Consider the following 20,789-nt stretch of genomic DNA (forward strand, 5'->3'; position numbering starts at 1 on the left):
ATGGCTGGAAACATTTTCGGGCAGATGTTTCGAATCGCGACCTGGGGCGAGTCCCACGGCAGGGCTGTCGGAGTCGTGGTTGACGGGCTGCCTGCAGGGCTTCCTTTTTCAGAAGCCGATATTCAGAAAGAACTGGACAGAAGGCGCCCGGGACAGAGTGAGGTTTCCACACCGAGAAGCGAAGCTGACAGGGTGGAGATCCTTTCAGGAATTTTCGAAGGCATGAGTACAGGTACTCCTATCTCCATGCTGGTCTGGAACTCGGATGCCAGGTCTTCTTCTTATGATGTTATTAAAAATACTCCCCGTCCAGGACATGCCGATTTTTCATACATGGCCCGCTACGGAATTCGGGACCACCGCGGAGGAGGCAGGTCTTCCGCCCGCGAAACAATCGGCAGGGTCGCAGGCGGGGCTCTTGCAAAGCTTCTGCTTTCCCGTTACGGAGTCCGGATTGCAGGGCATGTTCTCGAACTTGGCGGAATCCGGGCAAAACCCCTTTCTTTTGAAGAAATTCTCGAAAACGTGGAAAAAACTCCTGTGCGCTGTGCCGATCTTGAGGCTGCTGAAAAAATGCTTGAAAAAGTTGCAACCCTGCGGCAGGAAGGAGACAGCGTCGGCGGAATTGTAGAACTTATTGTAAAAGGTGTGCCTGCAGGGCTCGGAGAACCCGTATTTGACAGACTGGACGCAGACCTTTCAAAAGCCCTTATGAGCATCCCCGCAGTCAAAGGCTTTGAAATCGGGGCCGGGTTTGAGGCAGCTCGCATGCGCGGAAGTGAAATGAATGATCCTTTCCGCATGGAACAAGGGGAAATAACCTGTTCGAAAAATAATGCCGGCGGAATTCTCGGAGGAATTTCGACAGGTCTGGATATCATCTGCAGGGCAGCAGTAAAACCTACTCCCTCAATAGGAAAAGTCCAGCAAACCGTTGACCTCACAACCAGGGAAAATACTGAAATCTCGATTAGAGGCCGGCATGATCCCACTATCCCTCCGCGCATGGTGCCGGTTGCCGAAGCTATGGTTGCTCTCGTACTTTCCGATCATATGCTCAGGAGTGGTTTTATCAACCCCAGGACTCTTCTGGAATAAAGATATGTGGTTCTATGCAACAAATTGGATAACTGTTGCAGATTGGATTACTGTTGCAGGCTTGATAAATTATATATATGCCAAAATTAATAAAAAATGATTATTATTTATATTTGTCATATGGCTGGCATATTATTGTGAGCTGTCAACTCTCCGTCAAATAGGATTTTTGATTCTCCCGAATATCGTTCTGCACAGAATTTTTTAAGTGAAAGTCTAGTTATGAAACACGGGAAGACAAGATCACAAACTATAGATACAACGGATTTTTTGCCTTATACATCGTCAAGTAGGAGAAAATTTTTGAATGAAAGAAAGCCTGAGAAAATCTGGCATTGATATAATTGGAGAAGTGCCCTGGGGAACGCACTTCTGCCAGTTTTACCACACAGAAGAAGATCTGATGGACACACTGGTTCCTTACTTCAAAGCAGGACTGGAAAATAACGAGCTTTGCGTGTGGATTATTTCACAACCTCTGGAAGTAGAAGATGCAAAAGAAGCCATGAAAAGGGTTGTTCCTGATATTGATGTTTATCTGGAGAAAGGGCAAATAGAAATCATCCCTTATGCTCACGGGTATCTGAAAGGGGGTATTTTCGACCCGGATGGAATCGTAAATAGCTGGGTTGAAAAAATCGATCAGGCTCTGGCAAGAGGCTATGACGGGCTCAGGGCTGCAGGGGACAATCGCTGGCTGGAAAAAGAAGGCTGGAATGGATTTGTTGATTATGAGAATAAAATGGACGCCATTATCGACAAGCACCAGGTGATAGCTCTGTGCCCTTATTATCTCGATATGTGCAGCACAGCCGAGATTGTTGATGTGGTTTCCAACCATCAATTTGCTTTGATCAAAAGGGAGGGGAAATGGGAGCGGACAGAAAATTCCGGGAGGAAGAAGGCGGAAAAAGAAGCTATTCAGGCTGCAAAAAATTGGAAACAGACCTTTGATGCTGTGCCGGACCTGATAGCTATAATCGATGATAAATATAGAGTTATTCGCACAAACAGAGCCATGGCGGAAAGATTGGGGATAACACCGGAAGAGTGTGCAGGGTTACCCTGCTATCGTGTAATCCATAGGACAAACAGTCCCCCCCCTTTTTGTCCGCACCAGCAGTTACTTAAGGACGGGGCTGAGCACACCGCAGAGGTTTGCGAGGCTCTTCTTGGTGGTAATTTCGCAGTAATCGCTTCTCCACTACATGATTCGGAAGGAAGACTCGCTGGGAGTGTTTGTGTCGCCCATGATATCAACGAACGCAAACAAGAAGAGCACAAAATACGCAGATACAACCGTATTCTTGAGGGAATCAACCGGATCTTCAGCAATGTGGTGCAGGCAAAAACAGAAGAAGAAGTGGGAAATGTATGTCTATCTGTAGCCTTGGAAGTGACCGGCAGCGAGTTCGGTTTCATTAACGAAATGGGCGCCGACGGGTTGCTGCACGATGTTGCAAAAAGCGAACTGGGATGGGAACGGTGCTTTATGTACGACAAGACAGGGCATTTGCATCCTCAGAGCGATTTCGCTGTCCACGGCCTGTACGGCATTGTAATTAACAATGATAAAGGCTTCTTTACCAATGATCCACAGTCACACCCGGACAGCAGAGGCTTGCCGGAAGGACATCCGCCAATCAGATCGTTTCTTGGCGTTCCCCTTGTCCAGGACGGAAAAACGATAGGCTTGATAGCGGTTGCAAACCGTGAAGGCGGATATAGCTGCGAGCAGCAGGAGGATCTTGAAGCTATAGCGCCGGCAGTGGTGCAGGTTCTGCAGAGGAAAAAGGCAGAACAGAAGCGGAAGCAGGCAGAGGAGGCTCTACAGATAAGTGAAGAGCGCTACCGATCTCTATATGAAAACAGCCTCGACGGAATCTTGCTGACAAAACCCGACGGCACTATTCTCTGTGCAAACCCTCAAGCGTGTCAAATGTTTGGCATGGCTGAAGATGAAATTATCCGGGCTGGAAGAGAAGGGCTGGTAGTCAACGATGAGAAGCTTGCTGCTGCACTTGAAGAACGAAAGCTGACCGGCCGGGCGAGGGCTGAACTGACATACAGACGAAAAGATGGGTCAACTTTAGTCTGCGATGCAACCTCTAAACTCTTTGTGGGTGCCGATGGGAATATAAACACAAGTCAGATCATTAGAGACATCTCGGAACGCAAGCAGATTGAGGAAGCTTTGAGGGCTAGCGAAGAGAAGTTCCGGCAGATAGTGGAGACTGCCAGTGAGGGTATCTGGTTAATCGACAGTGATGAACGAACTGTCTTCGTCAACCGGAAGATGTCCGAAATGCTGGGCTACAGTATTGAGGAAATATTGGGACAGTCCCCTCGAAAGTTCATGTCCTCGGAGTTTCGCGCAAAGGCTGATGATAAACTGCATAAACATCTACAGGGGATTAACCAGGTAATCGATTACATGTTCATCCGGAAGGATGGCTCGGAACTCTGGTGCATTGTTTCCTCCAGTCCCTTTTTTGATGATTGTGGAAAGTACGCGGGGTCTCTGGGCATGATCACGGACATTACCGAGCGTAAAAGGGTTGAGGAGGCTCTCAGATTATCAAATCTCTATAACCGTAGTTTGATTGAGGCCGGCCTGGATCCTCTGGTAACCATTGGACGTGACGGTAAAATAATGGATGTAAATGTTGCTACTGAACATATTACCGGATATTCCAGAAACGAATTAATTGGAACTGATTTTTCCGAGTACTTCATTGATCCTGAAAAAGCCCGTACAGTTTATCGAAGAGTATTCACAGATGGTGAAGTCAGGGATTATCCTCTTGAGATTCAGCATAAGGATGGACATATAACTCCTGTTTTGTACAATTCTTCGGTTTATAGAGATGAGAAGGGTGAAGTTATTGGTGTTTTTGCAGCTGCACGTGATATTACTGAACGTAAGAAAGCAGAAGAAGCTCTAAAAGAAGCACATGACAATTTGGAAAAACTAATTGAAGAACGTACAATGCAGCTTGAGAAAGCTTACAATTCATTGAAAGAAAGCGAGGAAGGACTTGCTGAAGCTCAAAGAATGGCTCATATCGGAAACTGGGACTGGGAACTTATAAATGGTGGAGGATACTGGTCTGATGAACTGTACCGCATTTTTGGGCGCAGTCCTCAGAAATCAGCTCCCTCTTATGATGAACTTTTAAATTATATACACCCCGACGACCGAGACTATGTAGATAAAAGCATCCGGAACGGGCTAAAAGAAGAACCTAAAGGTGGCATTGACTATCGTATTATCTTGGCTGACGGAGAAGAACGTACAGTCCATTCACAAGCTGAAATTATCTTTGATGAGCAGAAAAACCCTGTTCGAGTGAAGGGAATAGTTCAGGATATTACTGAGCGTAAGAGAATTGAGGCTGAACTGGAGTTAGTAGCACGCCTGTCTCAGGAAAATCCCGATCCGGTGATGCGCCTGAACCAGGGACTTATCATCAATTATGCTAATCCCTCTGCCCAGGTGTTGTTGAAATACTGGGGAAGTGCAATCGGTAAGGAAGCTCCCGAAGAAATCACAGAGCCCTCCGTTGCCGCCCTTGGGGACGGTATCCGGCGTAAACTTGAGTGCACCTATGCCAATCGGATATATATGATAGATATAGCTCCGTTCACGGGTGCCGGTTATGTCAATCTTTACGCCCACGATATCACAGAGAGTAAAGAAGCAAAAGAAGCCCTGGAGAAAATAGATAAAATTCGGATAAAAGAAATTCATCACAGAATTAAGAACAACCTGCAGGTAATCTCTTCCCTGCTGGACCTCCAGGCTGAAAAATTCCAAAATAAGGAAGTGCTGGAAGCTTTCAGGGAAAGCCAGAATCGGGTAACCTCAATGTCTCTTATCCATGAAGAACTCTATAAAGGGGGAGAAAACAATACTCTGAACTTTTCTACTTATCTTCAAAAGCTGGCTGAAAATCTCTTCCAGACTTACAGCCTCAAGAGTAAAAAGGTCCTCCTGTGTATGGATCTGGAAGAGAATACACTCTTTGATATGGATATTGCTGTCCCGTTAGGAATAATTGTTAATGAACTCGTTTCCAACTCTCTCAAGCATGCATTCACTGAGGAAGAAGAAGGGGAAATACGAATAAAGCTTTGCAGAGAAGAAAAGGGTAATGAAATGCATAGATCCCTTTTCAGCCTTTCAATTTCAGATAACGGAAAAGGAATTCCTGAAAGTACAAAGCTGGAAAGTATTGAGTCTCTGGGCCTGCAGTTAGTGAGCATCCTTGTTGACCAGCTGGATGGGAAAATTGAGCTTAAAAGAACTCATGGGACGGAATTTAGGATTACTTTCAACGTAACAGAAAGACCATAAACCTGGATATAACGCATATGAAATTCTTCGAATTACAGGCACAAAAAATGAAAGTACTCCAGAACTTTCATGCTAAATGAAAGTACTCCGGAACTTTCATGCTAAATAAGTGTCCTAAAAGCACTCACATTCAAAAGATCTTTCTTGTTATTCGGTCAAGGAATCTCTTAGCGTTAAATGACTACTGCGGTCAGCTATCTATCTCAATTTACACTTACGGGTTTACATAAGATTGAATATTATTATTTTAGCCAACTGCTGTGAGGGTGTCTCTCTCTTTTTTCTTGCTTTCATACGGGATTTTTCCCCTTATCGAGCACATATTCATTTATGTGAATAGTGAGTGTATTGCTTACGATTATGTGAATTACGAGTACATCCCTTTCAATTTTTTTCCACATACGTTAATTTATATAATAAAATTTTTCTTTATGTTTATAGATTAGTCTGAAAAAGAACGAGTTGTGCTTTTTTGTTTGCTGTTCAGGAAAATGCAAGCTATATACTTATCAAGCTCAAAGCTTATTCTTAAAATTCAAGTTTCATTATAGTTTGGAATGCAAGCATTTTGTTTTATATATGAAATCGTCATACAAAACATGATCGTGGGCAGTCATTCTCAAATCTGAAATATGAATAGATCCCGGATTTTGGGAAAAAACAGAGAGATTCTTGTGCTATGGTTTTCAGCAACTGACTTCCAGAGCAAAGGATGCAATAAGTTTAATTTGAAACATGGAAAGGTGAAACTGCATACCACAGAGATAACAGGACTTTCGCTTTACACATCCTCAGGTAGGAGGAAATTTGGAATGAAAGAAAGCCTGAGAAAATCTGGCATTGATATTATTGGAGACGTGCCCTGGGGGACGCACTTCTGTCAATTCTACCAAACAAAAGAAGAGTTAGTGGAGATACTTGTTCCCTACTTCAAATCAGGGCTGGAAAATAACGAGCTTTGCGTGTGGATCATATCAAAGCCTCTGGAAGTGAGAGAGGCAAAAGAAGCCTTGAGAAGGGTTATTCCTGATTTTGATGTTTATCTGGAGAAAGGGCAAATCGAAATCATTCCCTGCACTCACGAACATATAAATGAAGGTGTTTTCGGTTCAGAGAAAGTCATAAAAGGCCGGGTTAAGAAATCAGATCCGTTTCTGGCAGGCGGCTATGACGGGCTCAGGACAGCAGGGGACACTCCCTGGTCAAAAAAAGGGGAGTTGGATGATTTTGTTGATTATGAGAGTGAAGTGGATGCGAATATCGGCAAATATCAGACTATATCTCTGTTTCCATATTTTCTCGATATGTGCAGCACCGTAGATATTCTCAAAATTGCCTTCAACCATCAATTTGCTTTGATCAAAAAGGAAGGAAAATGGGAGCGGATAGAAAGTTCCAGCCGAAAGCGCACAGAAGAGGCTCTACGCCGGAGTGAGCAGCACTTCAGGCCGGAGAACATGCTTTCGCTTACCTTGCCTTCCCGGCAGATGGCTGAGCCGGAGCTTGCCGATATAGTTGATGCCCGTGCGATCCGTTCCCTGATGGATGATTTCTATAACTTTGCTCGCATTACCATGGCTCTGGTGGACCTCAAAGGCAATGTTCTGGTAAATGTCGGATGGCAGGACATCTGCACCAGGTTTCACAGGGTTCACCCCGAAACCTGCAAGCACTGCATAGAAAGCGACACAAAACTGTCCGCTGGCGTTGCCCCTGGAGAATTTAAGCTGTACAAATGCAAAAACAACATGTGGGACGTAGCAACCCCTATCATAGTGGACGGCCGGCATGTGGGCAATATCTTCTCAGGGCAGTTCTTTTTTGAGGAAGAAACTCCGGACTACGAGATTTTCCGATCCCAGGCTAGAAAATACGGCTTCAATGAAGAAGAATACATAGCGGCGCTTGAAAAAGTTCCGCACCTGAGCAGGGAGACTGTAGGCACATGCATGGCTTTTTTCATGAAGCTTGCCCACATGATCTCGCAGCTAGGCTACAGCAATATCAAAATGGCCCAGTCGCTGGCGGAACGCGATGCCCTGTTGGACGCGGTACGGGAGAGCGAAGAGCGGTTCCGCTCGGTTCTTGAGCATTCCCTCGATGCGGCGTACCGGCGAAACCTTCAGACTGACAGCTATGATTACATGAGCCCGGTGATAAAGCAAATAACAGGCTTCTCTGCGAGGGAGATGAGCACGATGAGCATAAATGAAGTTCTTGGTCGCATTCATCCCGACGATCTCTCTCTGGTTAGCGCGGAACTGGCCCGGGCATTAGATGCAGGTCGTGGGACCGTCGAGTACCGGTTCAGGTGCAGGGACGGAAAATACCGCTGGCTTGCAGATCACTTCACGGAGATAAAGGATCAGAATAGCAGGCCCCTCTTCAGGGGAGGTATCGTCCGCGACATTACCGAGCATAAGCAGGTTGAAGAGGCCCTGATAAGGAATGAGAACAAATTCCGTAGACTGGCTGAAAATTCTCCCGACATAATTACCCGGTTTGACAGACAAAAGCGGCATATATATGCCAATCCTGCAGTTGTGGAACCATATGGCCGCTCTCCGGAAGAGATCATTGGGAAAACTCACGCTGAACTGGGAATGAATCCTGAGGAAGTACAATTCCTGGAAGAACACCATGATAATGTTTTTTCCACAGGCAAACCCGAAACAGTGGAATTTCAGCATACATCGCCCCAGGAAAAAAAGTACTATTTTAATACACTAATAGTACCGGAGTTTGCTGGCGGTGAAGTGACTTCTGTTCTTGTGATTTCCCGGGATATTACATATGCAAAAGAAGCAGAAGCCAGGTTGAAAGAAGCACATGAAAATTTAGAAAAATTAGTTGAAGAGCGAACAATACAGCTTGAGAAAGCTTACGAATCATTGAAAGAAAGCGAAAAAGGTCTGGCTGAAGCTCAAAAAATGGCTCATATCGGTAACTGGGACTGGGATATTGCAACTGATAAAGCATACTGGTCTGATGAATTATATCGTATTTATGGATGTAATCCCCAAGAATCAGGTGCAACTTACGACGAACTTTTTAATTATGTACACCCCGACGATCGAGACTATGTGGCTAATGCAATTAAGGCTCTTTTAAAAGGAAAACCATATGGTGGCATTGATTATAGGATGATTTTAGCTAATGGGAAAGAACGTATAGTTCATGCGAAGGGTGAAGTCGTTTTTGATGAGAAAAATGTTCCTATTCGAATTAAAGGAATAACTCAGGATATCACTGAGCGTAAAAAATCAGAAGAGAAAATTCAGATCTTAGCGAATATTGTGAAATCATCAAATGATGCTATTGGCACTATATCCCTTGATGGAATTATTACAAGTTGGAATGAAGAAGCAGAGCGTGTTTATGGTTATTCAGCGGAAGAAATTATCGGGAAGCACACATCCTTCGTGGCTCCACCTCATTTAGATACAGAAACAAAAAAATTAAGTGAACTTATTAAACAGGGGAAAAAGATCCACCACTATGAGACTTCAAGGTTAAGAAAGGACGGGAAGATAATACATGTTTCAATAACTCTTTCTCCGGTTTTTGATAGCTGTGGCAAACTGACTGCAATCTCGTTTATCTCCAGGGATATAACCGAAAGAAAAAGAGTTGAAGAAAAACTTCGGGAAAGTGAGGAGAAGTACCGCAACATCGTAGAGACAGCCAACGAAGGAATATTCATAACAGATGCCGAGACCATAGTCACCTATGCTAATAAGAAAATGACGGATATGCTCGGATACACTCTGGAAGAAGTTATTGGCAGAGCTATATGGGACTTCGTCACTGAAGAGGGTAAGGCTATAATCAAACTGAATCAGGAAAGAAGACGGCAGGGTATTAATGAGAGCTACGAATTGAAATTAATATGTAAAGGTGGCTCATCCTTATGGGGGCTAATAAGTGCTAAATCCCTTTTTGGCAAAGATGGCAGGTTTATGGGCTCGATAAGTATGCTAACTGACATCACCAAGCGAAAAGAGGCTGAAGAAGCTCTGGAAAATATCGAAATCGCCCGCAAACAGGAAATCCACCACAGGATCAAGAATAATCTGCAGGTAATCTCCTCTCTGCTGGATCTTCAGGCTGAAAAATTCAATAACAGAGAGGATATTAAGGATTCGGAAATTCTGGAAGCCTTCAGGGAGAGTCAGGACAGAGTAATATCAATGGCTCTTATCCATGAGGAACTGTACAAAGGTGGAGGGTTTGACACCCTGAACTTTTCATCGTATATTGAGGAACTCGCTGAGAATCTTTTCCAGACATACAGCCTTGGAAAGGCTGATATCAGCTTAAAAATGGATCTTGAAGAAAGAATCTTTTTTGATATGGATATTGCTGTCCCGTTAGGAATAATTGTTAATGAACTCGTTTCTAACTCTCTCAAGCACGCCTTCACTGAGGGAGAAGAAGGGGAAATTCGAATCCGGCTTTGCCGGGAAAAAAAGAATAACGAACTGGATAAATCTCTTTTCAGCCTGACAATTTCAGATAACGGAAATGGAATTCCTGAAAACGTAGAATTAAAAAGTTTTGAATCACTCGGACTGCAGTTAGTGAGCATCCTTGTTGACCAGCTGGATGGAAAAATCGAGCTTAAGCAAGAGCAGGGGACAAAATTCAGAATTACATTCAAGGTAGCGGAAAGGCCATAATCCCTGATAAACTATACAGTGTCCTGAAAGCGCTCACATCCAAATGACCTTTCATGCCCTCTTTTCTCGTTGATAGTAAAATCTTCAGTCCTGCACTCGACCGGAGCTTTACTTCCTGTTCTCTTTTCGCAGCTTCCTTTTTAAATGTCAGAGCATTAACTGTAGAATATGAAGTCCTTTTTTATATCATGAAAAAAGTCTGGGTCAACTGTAACCTTATAAGTTTTCTCTCCCGGATATTAAACATCAAAGGTCAAAGAATAATTGTTTACTCCAAAATAGTACTAAAAAACGTCAGTTTGATGATCTGGCTAGAAAACTTATATATAGTCGATTAAATGTCAATTATGGAGTTCAAATATACTTTCCATACTCATCGCCTGAACTCCATGCTCCTGGGGCAGGATTATGCCGGTTTTGGAAGTACTGGCTTATCTGGCCCTGCTTCTCGGGAAATTAGGGAACTTGTTAATTATGTGAAAGGATAAAAGCGGATGAGTAAAAGTGAGAAAAAAGAATTTACTACTCCTGGCTATATTTACCGTTCTTTTTGTTGTAGGCATATTTGCTCATGCTATTTATATGGATGCAGAGGACTGGAGAGAGCCGGGTCGAAGATATAGTTGTGTATATAGTGTCAGGGTGGGCGGCCTTTCCGGAAGGGAAGTTGTCGGAACTACGGTGATAATGGTTCCTATTCCTGCAACAAAAGAAGGCAAGTTTTTTACTCCACCTGCCCAGAAGGATCCCTATTTTAGCCAGAGACTGATACATGAAATCCTTGACTGGCCTGAACAACACCGTAAAGGACCCTATTTCAAAAATGCGACTGAAGTTTTTGACAACAAAAAGATATCCGGGAACTGGACAACATTCATTGCAGAAACTGATAAAGGTTATATGTATGGGTTCAGGACAAATGAGACAAGGCTTGAAGATATCTCTTTTGGTAGAGAATTCGTTGCAGACTACTTCGATATTTTCGATCCCATAAATAATGGAAGCCCTGTATTGTATCCCGTTGAAAACGTTTCTGAAATCTCTGTAGTTCCTTATGGATACGCTAAGTATGCCTCAAATCCGACATATGACACATATGTCTACTTAAGCGATAATCTGGAAGGAGGAGAAACAGTATCTTTCAATATCGAATTGGAGGCAAATAATGATCCGACGGAATGGCCTGAAGAGTACTGTGGTTATTACACTAATCTACTATTAACAAAAGTTAATGACACAGGCTATGTAAAAGTCCGGGCTATTCTCGGACAGGTCGTGCCGCATAGGAGTAACTCTGCTTCTTTATGGAGTAGTCAGTATGTTTTAGATTTTTATGGTGAGGAGACCTCTGACACTGAAAGTTAAACTGTTGAGTTGCGACTATTGGTCGCCTTTGTCAGAGCCTCTTAATAGCTGGCTGAAATTATAAGAAGCTATTGACCGGTTAGAAACATCCATCAATCATATGCAGGGATTGGGTTATGTGAACGCTCTTCCTAACTAAGCAATTATCTTCAACTTACACAAAATAGAGAAGAGCTGAAAACTTTAGTATTTTTCAGTGTGGAAAACGAATGTGGGAACTATCATCTTATAAGTTTTCTGACCAGAGTCTTTAACAATCATTAATTACAGGCTTTTTGTGTATTTGAAATAAGTATGGTAAACCATTAGTTTGATGATCTGGCTAGAAAACTTATATAGTGTCTATTAAATGTCAAGTATGGAGTTCTTATTGACTTTCCCGACTCGCTTGAACTCCATGCTCTTGGGGCAGGATTATACCAGTTTTGGAAGTACTGGTTTCTCTGGTTCTGCCTCTCGAGTAAAGAAAAGGGCTGAAGGTGTGATACCAAAGAAGAAACCTGAAGGAACGATAATTTCAGCAATGTTGCTGAGCGAATTTGTGTTTTTTTTGGGTACTTAAACATTGACCGAAGAAACGGTTGTTATAACATTTACGGACTGTTATATCGGTTTTGGAGCCAGGGATAGAGCTGGGGATAATTATTCTGGCAGAGGAACTGCTGGTGGAAAAAATTTTGTAAAATAGTATTATTCTTACCTTTTTTAGGGAGATTTGGTGATAATATGGGTAAAAAATCAGTTCTTATTTTTTTGATGTTAGTCCTGCTTTCAGGACTTGCATCTGCAGATACTTACAATGTGTCCGGCCAGAATGAAATATTAGGGGAAAAGACTTTAGAGGAAAATAATGGCTGGTCAGAGATACCTGTGTATGATGTACCGTACTATACCTGGCACGATAGTCCGGAGACAACAATCTTCCTGCTCTCAAAATTAAGCGAAGAATCTCTTACAAACTGTACGAACCCTGAAAGTCCTGTATATGACCCCAACGTGTTACAAGCATATGGAAGTGTTCCGGCGATTAAAAATGCTTCCCAGCTAACTGAGTTCAGTTCAACCCTGCAGGCTGTAAGGGACAGTTCTATTCGTGAGGCAAAGCCTTATCTTTATCCTGACGGTCCGATAGTTTACTACGGGGGCGGTCCTATGCCAGGGTATTTTTTGATCAAACTCTATGACTATGGGGGTAACAAAACCGCTTATCTCGAAACCGAGTTAAAAGATATCTACAACGTTGTGGAAAAGAATGCTAATAAAGCCGGACTTGATGAAGTCCCGGTCATATTTTGTCTCTGGGATAAGACAGCAATATTTTGTTTTCCTGAAAATAAACCTGGCTTCGGCAAAGATGTTGTCCAGCTAACAGATGTTTGCTTCCCGGCGTGTTTTTATTATATAGTTAATTCCTCCTCATTGCAAATTATACAAAACAGTTCGCTCCCCGAAATAAAACCATACCTCTACCCCGAAGGCCCGATAATTGCCTACGGTTCCGACACCATGGATCAAATTTTCCCTATAGAACTCTATTATGAAGGAAACGAAACAATCTATTCCCAAAGCGAACTTACTGAAATATATAATATTGTGGAAAAACATGCAAAAAGAGCCGGTCTTGATGGCGTTTCCGTTGAGTTCTACAACGAGAAGGGTAAAGTGCGTTTTGATAATTACTATAATAAATCATATTTCCGGCCCGGTAACCTAACTTCATGGAGTAGCGGCGGGATAGAAAATTCCACATTAAACAGCTCGGCCCGATTAAACGATCCGGAAAATACTACCTTTTCGGTAGGAGATAAAAATACTACTTTTTCGGTAGGGGATAATGTCTTTCCTATAGGGATATTCATCATGCCGCACCGATTGGGTTATGCTCAACAATCCGGGAAATTTTTGGGATTGTAATTGTAATAAACTAAGCTTTACATTCCCGGTTTCGGTATGCTGCTTTAATTTTCTAATTTTTAAATTTTCTTACTTTTTATGAATCTGCCTTCTTAAACCAAAATCAAGATTTGAGGGATTTGACTTGAAAGTAAAGGCATTGAAAATAAGGGCATTGATAGTTATCTTCCTGCTGGCGATAACTCTTATTTCCGGGTCCGGCTGCATTGACAGCAGTAGCGAACCGGTTAACGAAACCGGCCTGGAAGAAATGACAGATAATAAAGAAGATGATCCGAGCGATTCATTTAACGATTCCATAAGAACCGCTTCTCCAGATAATTTATCCGAAAAGAGCAATACTCTTGGACTTGATAAGGAAAGCTCCTTTTCCGGATATTACAGTAAAGAAAACCCGCAGTTCGAGGCTGATGTTCCTGCTTATTCCCTGCCTCTAAAGGCTTCTGAAATTGAAAATTATGACGATTTCATCAGGGAAATTCCCCTGACGAACGAAAGCAGGGATCTGTTGTACAAAAATGGATTTGTTGTGCTCAAGAGTGGAGATTACGAAAACCCACCTGGAGTGGGAGACACGCTGGTAAATTCTACTTATAATGACCTGAAAGTGGCTGATGTTCCTATTTTCATCACATCGGATTCTCTTCTTCACCTTTATCACATCCAGTTTGATGAGACACTAAAAAGGGCAGAATCTGAGGAATTTTACGACGAGCTCTGGAAACTTGACAAAGCTCTCCTTGATGTCTCCGTAGAGGATTATGACAGCGCTTCAGGGCTGGAAAAGGAAGCTGCAAGAAGAAATGTTGCATACTTTGCAGTGGCTTTGAAACTACTTGAGCCGGAATCTTACCAGATAGGGGAATCACGGGAAGATTCGGGGGATATTCTACTCTTCGTCTCTCAGGAAGCAAAACAATACAGTGTCGAAGTCCCCTCTTTTGTAGAAACCGATGTAGAGGCCGAACTGCGCTTAATAGAAGCCCGGGAAGGAGGAGTGTCTCCAATTTTCAAGTACGGGGAAGATTATTCTCAGTACGCCCCAAGGGGCCATTACACTCGCTCTGAGAAACTGCAGAACTACTTCAAGGCCATGATGTGGCACGGCAGAATGAGTATGTTGCTCCAACCTGACATGATTTCTGCGGAAGATACGGAAAAGGAAGCAAAAATTCAGACTATTCAGGCCTTTTTAATTTCCGACCATTTTGACAGGGACAAAGAGCTCCGGGATAGGTGGGACAGGATTTACGAGGTGACGGCTTTTTATGTCGGTTATTCCGACGACCTCGGGCCTTATGAATATGCAAAAGCCCTGGATACCGTCTTTGGGGGTAATAGATATGGAGTGAGTTTCGACAACGAAAGCCTGGCGGAACTGAAAACCGAGCTGGAAATATATGAAAGTCCGAAAATCTACGGCGGAACCGGTGGAATAATTCAGGCAGGCTCCGAAACTGAATACAAAACTCTTGATTCTACAAAGGGTTTCAGGTTCATGGGTCAGCGATATACGCCAGACTCCTATATCTTCCAGAATCTCGGTTTCCCTGCCCTGAATATCATGGATCTTCTCGGTTCTGAAAGAGCCACGGAACACCTTAAAAATATGGGTATTTCCGAAAACGAAGAATATGAACTCAGCCATCAATCTCTGGAATACGAGTTCGGAGCTTTTGATGAAGAAGCCTGGAATAAAAACCTTTACTGGGCTCAACTATATGCCTTAAAGCCCCTCCTTGTAAGTTATCCTGAGGGTTATCCTACTTTTATGCAGACCGAAGCCTGGGAAGACAAACAGCTTAATGCCGCCCTTGCTTCCTGGACCGAGCTCAGGCACGACACTATCCTTTATGCAAAACAGGCTTACTTCATGGGCTCTCCTCAAATTCAGGAAGAAAAACCTGTAGAGGGATATGTGGAACCGGTTCCGGAGTTTTATGCCCGGATGCTTGCCCTTACCAAAATGGCACATTCCGGATTAAATGATATGGAAGTGCTTGATGAGCAGTCGGATAAAGACTTTACAACTCTTGAAAACACCCTTGAAAGGCTGCTGGAAATCTCAATTAAAGAGCTTGAAAACGAAGAGCTGACGGATGAAGAGTATGAGTTCATAAGGAATTTTGATCAGAATATAGCTCCAATGCTTGAGAACGTAGATATCAAGTCCCAGATGTCCACTCTGGTTGCGGATGTTTATACAGGTCCGGGAGGAAATGTCTTGGAAGAAGGGACCGGAAAACTGGACCTGATGGTTGTAGCTTATAAACAGCCCGACGGCAGGATCGTGCTTGGAGCAGGTCCAGTAATGAGTTACTATGAGTTCTGGCAACCTTTGGGAGAAAGGTTGACTGATGAAGAATGGAGATCGATGCTGAATAATAACCCTCCTGAAAGACCGGAGTGGATAAGTTCCTTTAGGGGGTAAAAGATGCTATTTTGGATAGGCTATCTTTTTCACTTTCTTTTTTGAGCCTGTTCACTAAAACCAAATTCAAGATGTGAGGGATTTGATTTGAAAATAAGGACATTGATAGTTATCTGTCTGCTGGCAATAACTCTTATTTCCGGGTCCGGCTGCATTGACAGCAGCAGCGAACCAGTCCAAGAAGCCGGCCTTGAAGAAATAACAGATAATCAAACAAATAATCAGGAAGGTTCGTTTAATGATTCCATAAAAACCTCTCCTGCAGAGAATCTCTCCGAAAAAAGCAATTTATTTAATGATTCTGTAGAGCTCGTTCCTGTAGAGAATTTCTCTGACAAGAGCAATATTCTTGAACTTGAAAAGGAAAGTTCTTTTTCCGAATATTACAATAAAGAAAAACTGCAGTTCGAGGCTGATGTTCCAGCTTATTCCCTGCCTCTAAAGGTTTCCGAAATTGCGAATTATGACGATTTCATTCAGAAAATTCCCCTGGCAAACGAAAGCATAGATTTGCTGTACAAAAATGGATTTGTTGTTATTGAAAATCCGGCTATCGAAAATTTGCCTGGAGCAGGGAATTCACTGGTAAATTCTACTTATAGAGACCTGAAAGTTGCTGACGTTCCTATTTTCATCACTTCGGATTCTCTTCTTCACATTTATCATATACAGTTTGATGAGACGCTAAAAAGGGTCGAATCTGAGGAGTTTTACGACGATCTCTGGAAACTTGATAAAACTCTCCTTGACGCCTCCATAGAAGATTATGACAGTGCCTCTGGACGAGAAAAGGAAGCTGCAAGAAGAAATGTTGCATACTTTGCGGTTGCTTTGAGCCTGCTCCAGCCCGAAGGGAATCAGATCAAATATCGTTTTAAGGTTCCTTCATTTGTAAAAAATGATGTTGAGGCCGAGCTGAGTCTTATCGAAGCTCACGCAGGCTCTCAGATCTCTCCGATTTTCCTTTATGAGGAAGACTATTCCCAGTACGTGCCCAGGGGACATTATACTCACTCCGAACTCCTGAAAAAGTACTTCAAGGCCATGATGTGGCACGGCAGAATGAGTATGCTCCTCCAGCCGGATGCGATTACTGCAGAAGACCCGGAAAGGGAGGCAAAAATTCAGACTATTCAGGCCCTTTTGATTTCTGACCATTTTGACAGGGGCAAAGACCTCCGGGACAGATGGGACAGAATTTACGAGGTAACAGCCTTCTATGCGGGTTATTCCGATGATCTTGGACCCTATGAATATTCAAAAGCTCTGGATGCCGTCTTTGGGAATAAGAGACATGGAATGAGTTTTAACAACGAAAGCCTGGAAGAACTGAATGCCGAACTGGAAGGATACGAAAGTCCGAAAATCTACAGTGGAACAGGTGGACTAATTCCAGCAGGTCCAGATGCTGAAAATAAGATTCTTGATTCTACAAAGGGTTTCAGGTTCATGGGTCAGCGCTATACCCCTGATTCCTATATTCTCCGTGTTCTGCATCCTCCTGCCCTGAACATTATGTATCTTCTTGGCTCTGAAAGAGCCGGAGAACATCTTGTAAACCTGAACATTTCCGATAGTGAAGATTATAATGTACGCTATCGAGCTCTTGAAAATGAATTTGGAGCTCTTGATGGAGATGAGTGGAATAAAAACCTTTACTGGGCTCAACTATATGCCTTAAAGCCCCTCCTCGTAAGCTATCCTGATGGTTATCCCACTTTCATGCAGACCGAAGCCTGGGAAGATAAACAGCTTAATGCCGCCCTTGCTTCTTGGACCGAGCTCAGGCATGATACTATTCTCTATGCAAAACAGGAATATTTCATGGGTTTTCTTCCTGCGGAAAAACCGGTTCAAGGATATGTAGAACCGGTTCCTGAATTCTATGCCCGGATGCTTGCTCTTACAAAAATGACACACTACGGGCTGGCAGAAATGAATGTTCTTGATGAGCAGTCGAGTAAAGACTTCATAACTCTTGAAATTAATCTTGAATATCTTTTGAAAATCTCGATTAAAGAGCTTGAAAACAAAGAGCTAACAGAGGAAGAGTACGAATTCATCAGGAATTTTGACCAGAATATAGCTCCCATGCTTGAGAATGTGGATATAAAGTCCCAGACATCTGTTCTGGTTGCGGATGTTTATACTTCTCCTAATGGAGTACTGGAAGAAGGGACCGGAAAACTGGACCTGATGGTTGTAGCTTATAAACAGCCCGACGGCAGGATCGTGCTTGGAGCAGGTCCAGTAACGAGTTACTATGAGTTCTGGCAACCTTTGGGAGAAAGGTTGACTGATGAAGAATGGAGATCGATGCTGAATAATAACCCTCCTGAAAGACCGGAGTGGATAAGTTCCTTTAGGGGGTAAAAGATGCTATTTTGGATAGGCTATCTTTTTCACTTTCTTTTTTGAGCCTGTTTGCTAAAACCAAATTCAAGATGTGAGGGATTTGACTTGAAAATGAAGACATTGATAGTTATCTGTCTGCTGGCGATAACACTTATTTCCGGTTCCGGCTGCATTGACAGCAGCAGCGAACCGGTTAACAAAACCGGCATGGAAGAAATAACAGATAATCAAGCAGGTACTCAGAGCGATTCATTTAATGATATCATAGAAACTTCTACTCTAAAGAATTTCTCCGAAAAGAGCAATTTATTTAATGATTTTGTAGAGCTTGTTCCTGCAAAGAATTTCTCCGAGAGGAGCAATACTCTTGAACTTGAAAAGGAAAGTTCCTTTTCCGGATATTATAATAAAGAAAACCTGCAGTTTGAGGCTGATGTTCCAGCTTATTCCCTGCCTATAGAGGCTTCCGAAATTGCGAATTATGACGATTTCATTCAGAAAATTCCCCTGACAAGCGAAAGCAGGGATTTGCTGTACAAAAATGGATTTGTTGTAATTGAAAGTGGAGATTACGAAAACTCACCTGGAGTAGGGGACACGCTGGTAATTTCTACTTATAAAGACCTGAAAGTGGCTGATGTTCCTATTTTCATCACCTCGGATTCTCTTCTTCACCTTTATCACATCCAGTTTGATGAGACACTAAAAAGGGCGGAATCTGAGGAATTTTTCGACGAACTCTGGAAACTTGATAAAGCTCTCCTTGATGTCTCCATAAAGGATTATGACAGCGCTTCAGGGCTAGAAAAGGAAGCTGCAAGAAGAAATGTTGCATACTTTGCAGTGGCTTTGAAGCTTCTTGAACCGGAATCTTACCAGGTAGGGCAGTCATGGGAAGAATCGGGAGAAATTCTACTCTTTGATTCTCAGGAAGCAAAACAATACAGTGTCGAAGTCCCCTCTTTTGTAGAAACCGATGTAGAGGATGAATTGAACTTAATAGACTCTCAAAAAGGAGGAACATCTCCAATTTTCAAATACGGAGAAGATTACTCGCAGTACACCCCAAGAGGACATTACACTCGCTCTGAAAAACTACAAAACTATTTTAAGGCCATGATGTGGCACGGCAGAATGAGTATGCTACTCCAACAGGACCTGGTTTCTGCAGAAGACCCGGAAAAGGAAGCCCAAATTCAGACTATTCAGGCCTTTTTAATTTCCGACCATTTTGACAGGGATAAAGAGCTCCGGGACAGGTGGGACAGGATTTACGAGGTGACGGCTTTTTATGTCGGTTATTCCGACGACCTCGGGCCCTATGAGTATGCAAAAGCTCTGGATACCGTCTTTGGGGGTAATAGACATGGAGTGAGTTTCGACAACGAAAGCCTGGCGGAACTGAAAACCGAGCTGGAAAGATATGAAAGTCCGAAAATCTACGGCGGAACCGGTGGAATAATTCAGGCAGGCTCCGAAACTGAAAGCAAAACTCTTGAAGCTACAAAAGGCTTCAGGTTCATGGGTCAGCGCTATATCCCGGATTCCTATATCTTCCAGAATCTCGGTTTCCCTGCCCTGAATGTCATAGATCTTCTCGGTTCTGAAAGAGCCAAGAAACACCTTAAAAATATGGGTGTTTCCGAAAATGCAGAATATGAACTCAGCCATCAATCTCTGGAAAACGAATTCGGAGCTTTTGATGAAGAAGCCTGGAATAAAAACCTTTACTGGGCTCAACTATATGCCTTAAAGCCTCTCCTCATAAGCTATCCTGATGGTTACCCCACTTTCATGCAGACCGAAGCCTGGGAAGATAAACAACTTAATGCTGCTCTCGCCTCCTGGACCGAGCTCAGGCATGATACTATTCTCTATGCGAAGCAGGCTTACTCCATGGGCTATCCTCAAATTCAGGAAGAAAAACCTATAGAGGGATATGTGGAGCCAGTTCCCGAATTTTATGCCCGGATGCTTGCCCTTACAAAAATGGCACATTCCGGATTAAATGATATGGAAGTGCTTGATGAGCAGTCGGATAAAGACTTTACAACTCTTGAACACACTCTTGAAAGGATGTTGAATATCTCGATTAAAGAGCTTGAAAACAAAGAGCTAACAGAGGAAGAGTACGAATTCATCAGGAATTTTGACCAGAATATAGCTCCCATGCTTGAGAATGTGGATATAAAGTCCCAGACATCTGTTCTGGTTGCGGATGTTTATACAGGTCCGGGAGGGAATGTCTTGGAAGAAGGAACCGGAAAACTGGACCTGATGGTTGTAGCTTACAGACAGTCCGACGGTAGGATCGTGCTTGGAGCAGGCCCTGTAATGAGTTACTATGAGTTCTGGCAACCCCTGGGAGAAAGATTAACGGATGAAGAATGGAGAGATATGCTGGCAAATGCCCCTCCTGAAAGGCCGGAATGGGTTGAGTCTTTTAAGGCGTAAAAGATGCTGTTCTTTATGGCTTCTTTTTCCTTTCATTTTTCTTTCATGGATGTGCTTGCGTAGCCCGGAAAAAAACAGTAACATTCAAGAGCTCCATAACTCTAAAATTCTAAATAATATACAAAATATTTATAGA

The 20,789-nt window shown here is 43.0% G+C and carries 11 protein-coding genes; all 11 read left to right on the top strand.

Going from position 1 to position 20,789, the window contains the following annotated elements; translation table 11 throughout:
* The gene (gene aroC, locus MA_RS02890) at window positions 1–1,098 is read left to right on the top strand and encodes a chorismate synthase (protein WP_011020599.1); all 1,098 of its coding nucleotides are present in this window, start codon (window positions 1–3) and stop codon (window positions 1,096–1,098) included.
* A gap of 307 nt (window positions 1,099–1,405) precedes the next feature.
* The gene (locus MA_RS25000) at window positions 1,406–5,455 is read left to right on the top strand and encodes a PAS domain S-box protein (protein ID WP_011020600.1); all 4,050 of its coding nucleotides are present in this window, start codon (window positions 1,406–1,408) and stop codon (window positions 5,453–5,455) included.
* Window positions 5,456–6,267: 812 nt separating this feature from the next.
* The gene (locus tag MA_RS02905) at window positions 6,268–10,134 is read left to right on the top strand and encodes a PAS domain S-box protein (RefSeq protein ID WP_048066113.1); all 3,867 of its coding nucleotides are present in this window, start codon (window positions 6,268–6,270) and stop codon (window positions 10,132–10,134) included.
* Between the two features lie 338 nt (window positions 10,135–10,472).
* Window positions 10,473–10,622: a hypothetical protein gene (locus tag MA_RS26440; RefSeq protein WP_157860086.1), complete on the top strand. Its 150-nt coding sequence runs from the start codon at window positions 10,473–10,475 to the stop codon at window positions 10,620–10,622.
* Window positions 10,623–10,638: 16 nt separating this feature from the next.
* On the top strand, window positions 10,639–11,499 hold the full coding sequence (locus MA_RS02915) for a hypothetical protein (protein WP_011020603.1): 861 nt from the start codon (window positions 10,639–10,641) through the stop codon (window positions 11,497–11,499).
* Between the two features lie 349 nt (window positions 11,500–11,848).
* Window positions 11,849–12,061, top strand: a complete 213-nt coding sequence (locus MA_RS26445) for a hypothetical protein (RefSeq protein WP_157860087.1) — start codon at window positions 11,849–11,851, stop codon at window positions 12,059–12,061.
* Between the two features lie 3 nt (window positions 12,062–12,064).
* Entirely contained in the window at window positions 12,065–12,187 is a 123-nt protein-coding gene (locus MA_RS29280) for a hypothetical protein (protein WP_281085424.1), read from the top strand.
* 38 nt (window positions 12,188–12,225) lie between these two features.
* Window positions 12,226–13,413 (top strand): hypothetical protein, encoded by a 1,188-nt coding sequence (locus MA_RS02920; protein ID WP_011020604.1) that lies wholly within the window; start codon window positions 12,226–12,228, stop codon window positions 13,411–13,413.
* A gap of 250 nt (window positions 13,414–13,663) precedes the next feature.
* Complete coding sequence (locus MA_RS02925; protein ID WP_011020605.1) at window positions 13,664–15,844, top strand: DUF3160 domain-containing protein; 2,181 nt, start codon at window positions 13,664–13,666, stop codon at window positions 15,842–15,844.
* A gap of 87 nt (window positions 15,845–15,931) precedes the next feature.
* Window positions 15,932–18,217: a DUF3160 domain-containing protein gene (locus tag MA_RS02930; protein WP_394295984.1), complete on the top strand. Its 2,286-nt coding sequence runs from the start codon at window positions 15,932–15,934 to the stop codon at window positions 18,215–18,217.
* Between the two features lie 189 nt (window positions 18,218–18,406).
* Window positions 18,407–20,653 (top strand): DUF3160 domain-containing protein, encoded by a 2,247-nt coding sequence (locus tag MA_RS02935; protein ID WP_011020607.1) that lies wholly within the window; start codon window positions 18,407–18,409, stop codon window positions 20,651–20,653.
* The last annotated feature ends 136 nt before the right edge of the window (window positions 20,654–20,789 follow it).

The organism is Methanosarcina acetivorans C2A (assembly GCF_000007345.1).
Classification (GTDB): Archaea; Halobacteriota; Methanosarcinia; order Methanosarcinales; family Methanosarcinaceae; genus Methanosarcina; species Methanosarcina acetivorans.

Coding starts and splice junctions, on each gene's coding strand:
- aroC (WP_011020599.1), top strand. CDS start 1: ATGGCTGGAAACATTTTCGGGCAGATGTTTCGAATCGCGACCTGGGGC.
- MA_RS02925 (WP_011020605.1), top strand. CDS start 13,664: ATGACAGATAATAAAGAAGATGATCCGAGCGATTCATTTAACGATTCC.
- MA_RS02935 (WP_011020607.1), top strand. CDS start 18,407: ATGGAAGAAATAACAGATAATCAAGCAGGTACTCAGAGCGATTCATTT.
- MA_RS26445 (WP_157860087.1), top strand. CDS start 11,849: ATGTCAAGTATGGAGTTCTTATTGACTTTCCCGACTCGCTTGAACTCC.
- MA_RS02905 (WP_048066113.1), top strand. CDS start 6,268: ATGAAAGAAAGCCTGAGAAAATCTGGCATTGATATTATTGGAGACGTG.
- MA_RS25000 (WP_011020600.1), top strand. CDS start 1,406: ATGAAAGAAAGCCTGAGAAAATCTGGCATTGATATAATTGGAGAAGTG.
- MA_RS02920 (WP_011020604.1), top strand. CDS start 12,226: ATGGGTAAAAAATCAGTTCTTATTTTTTTGATGTTAGTCCTGCTTTCA.
- MA_RS26440 (WP_157860086.1), top strand. CDS start 10,473: ATGTCAATTATGGAGTTCAAATATACTTTCCATACTCATCGCCTGAAC.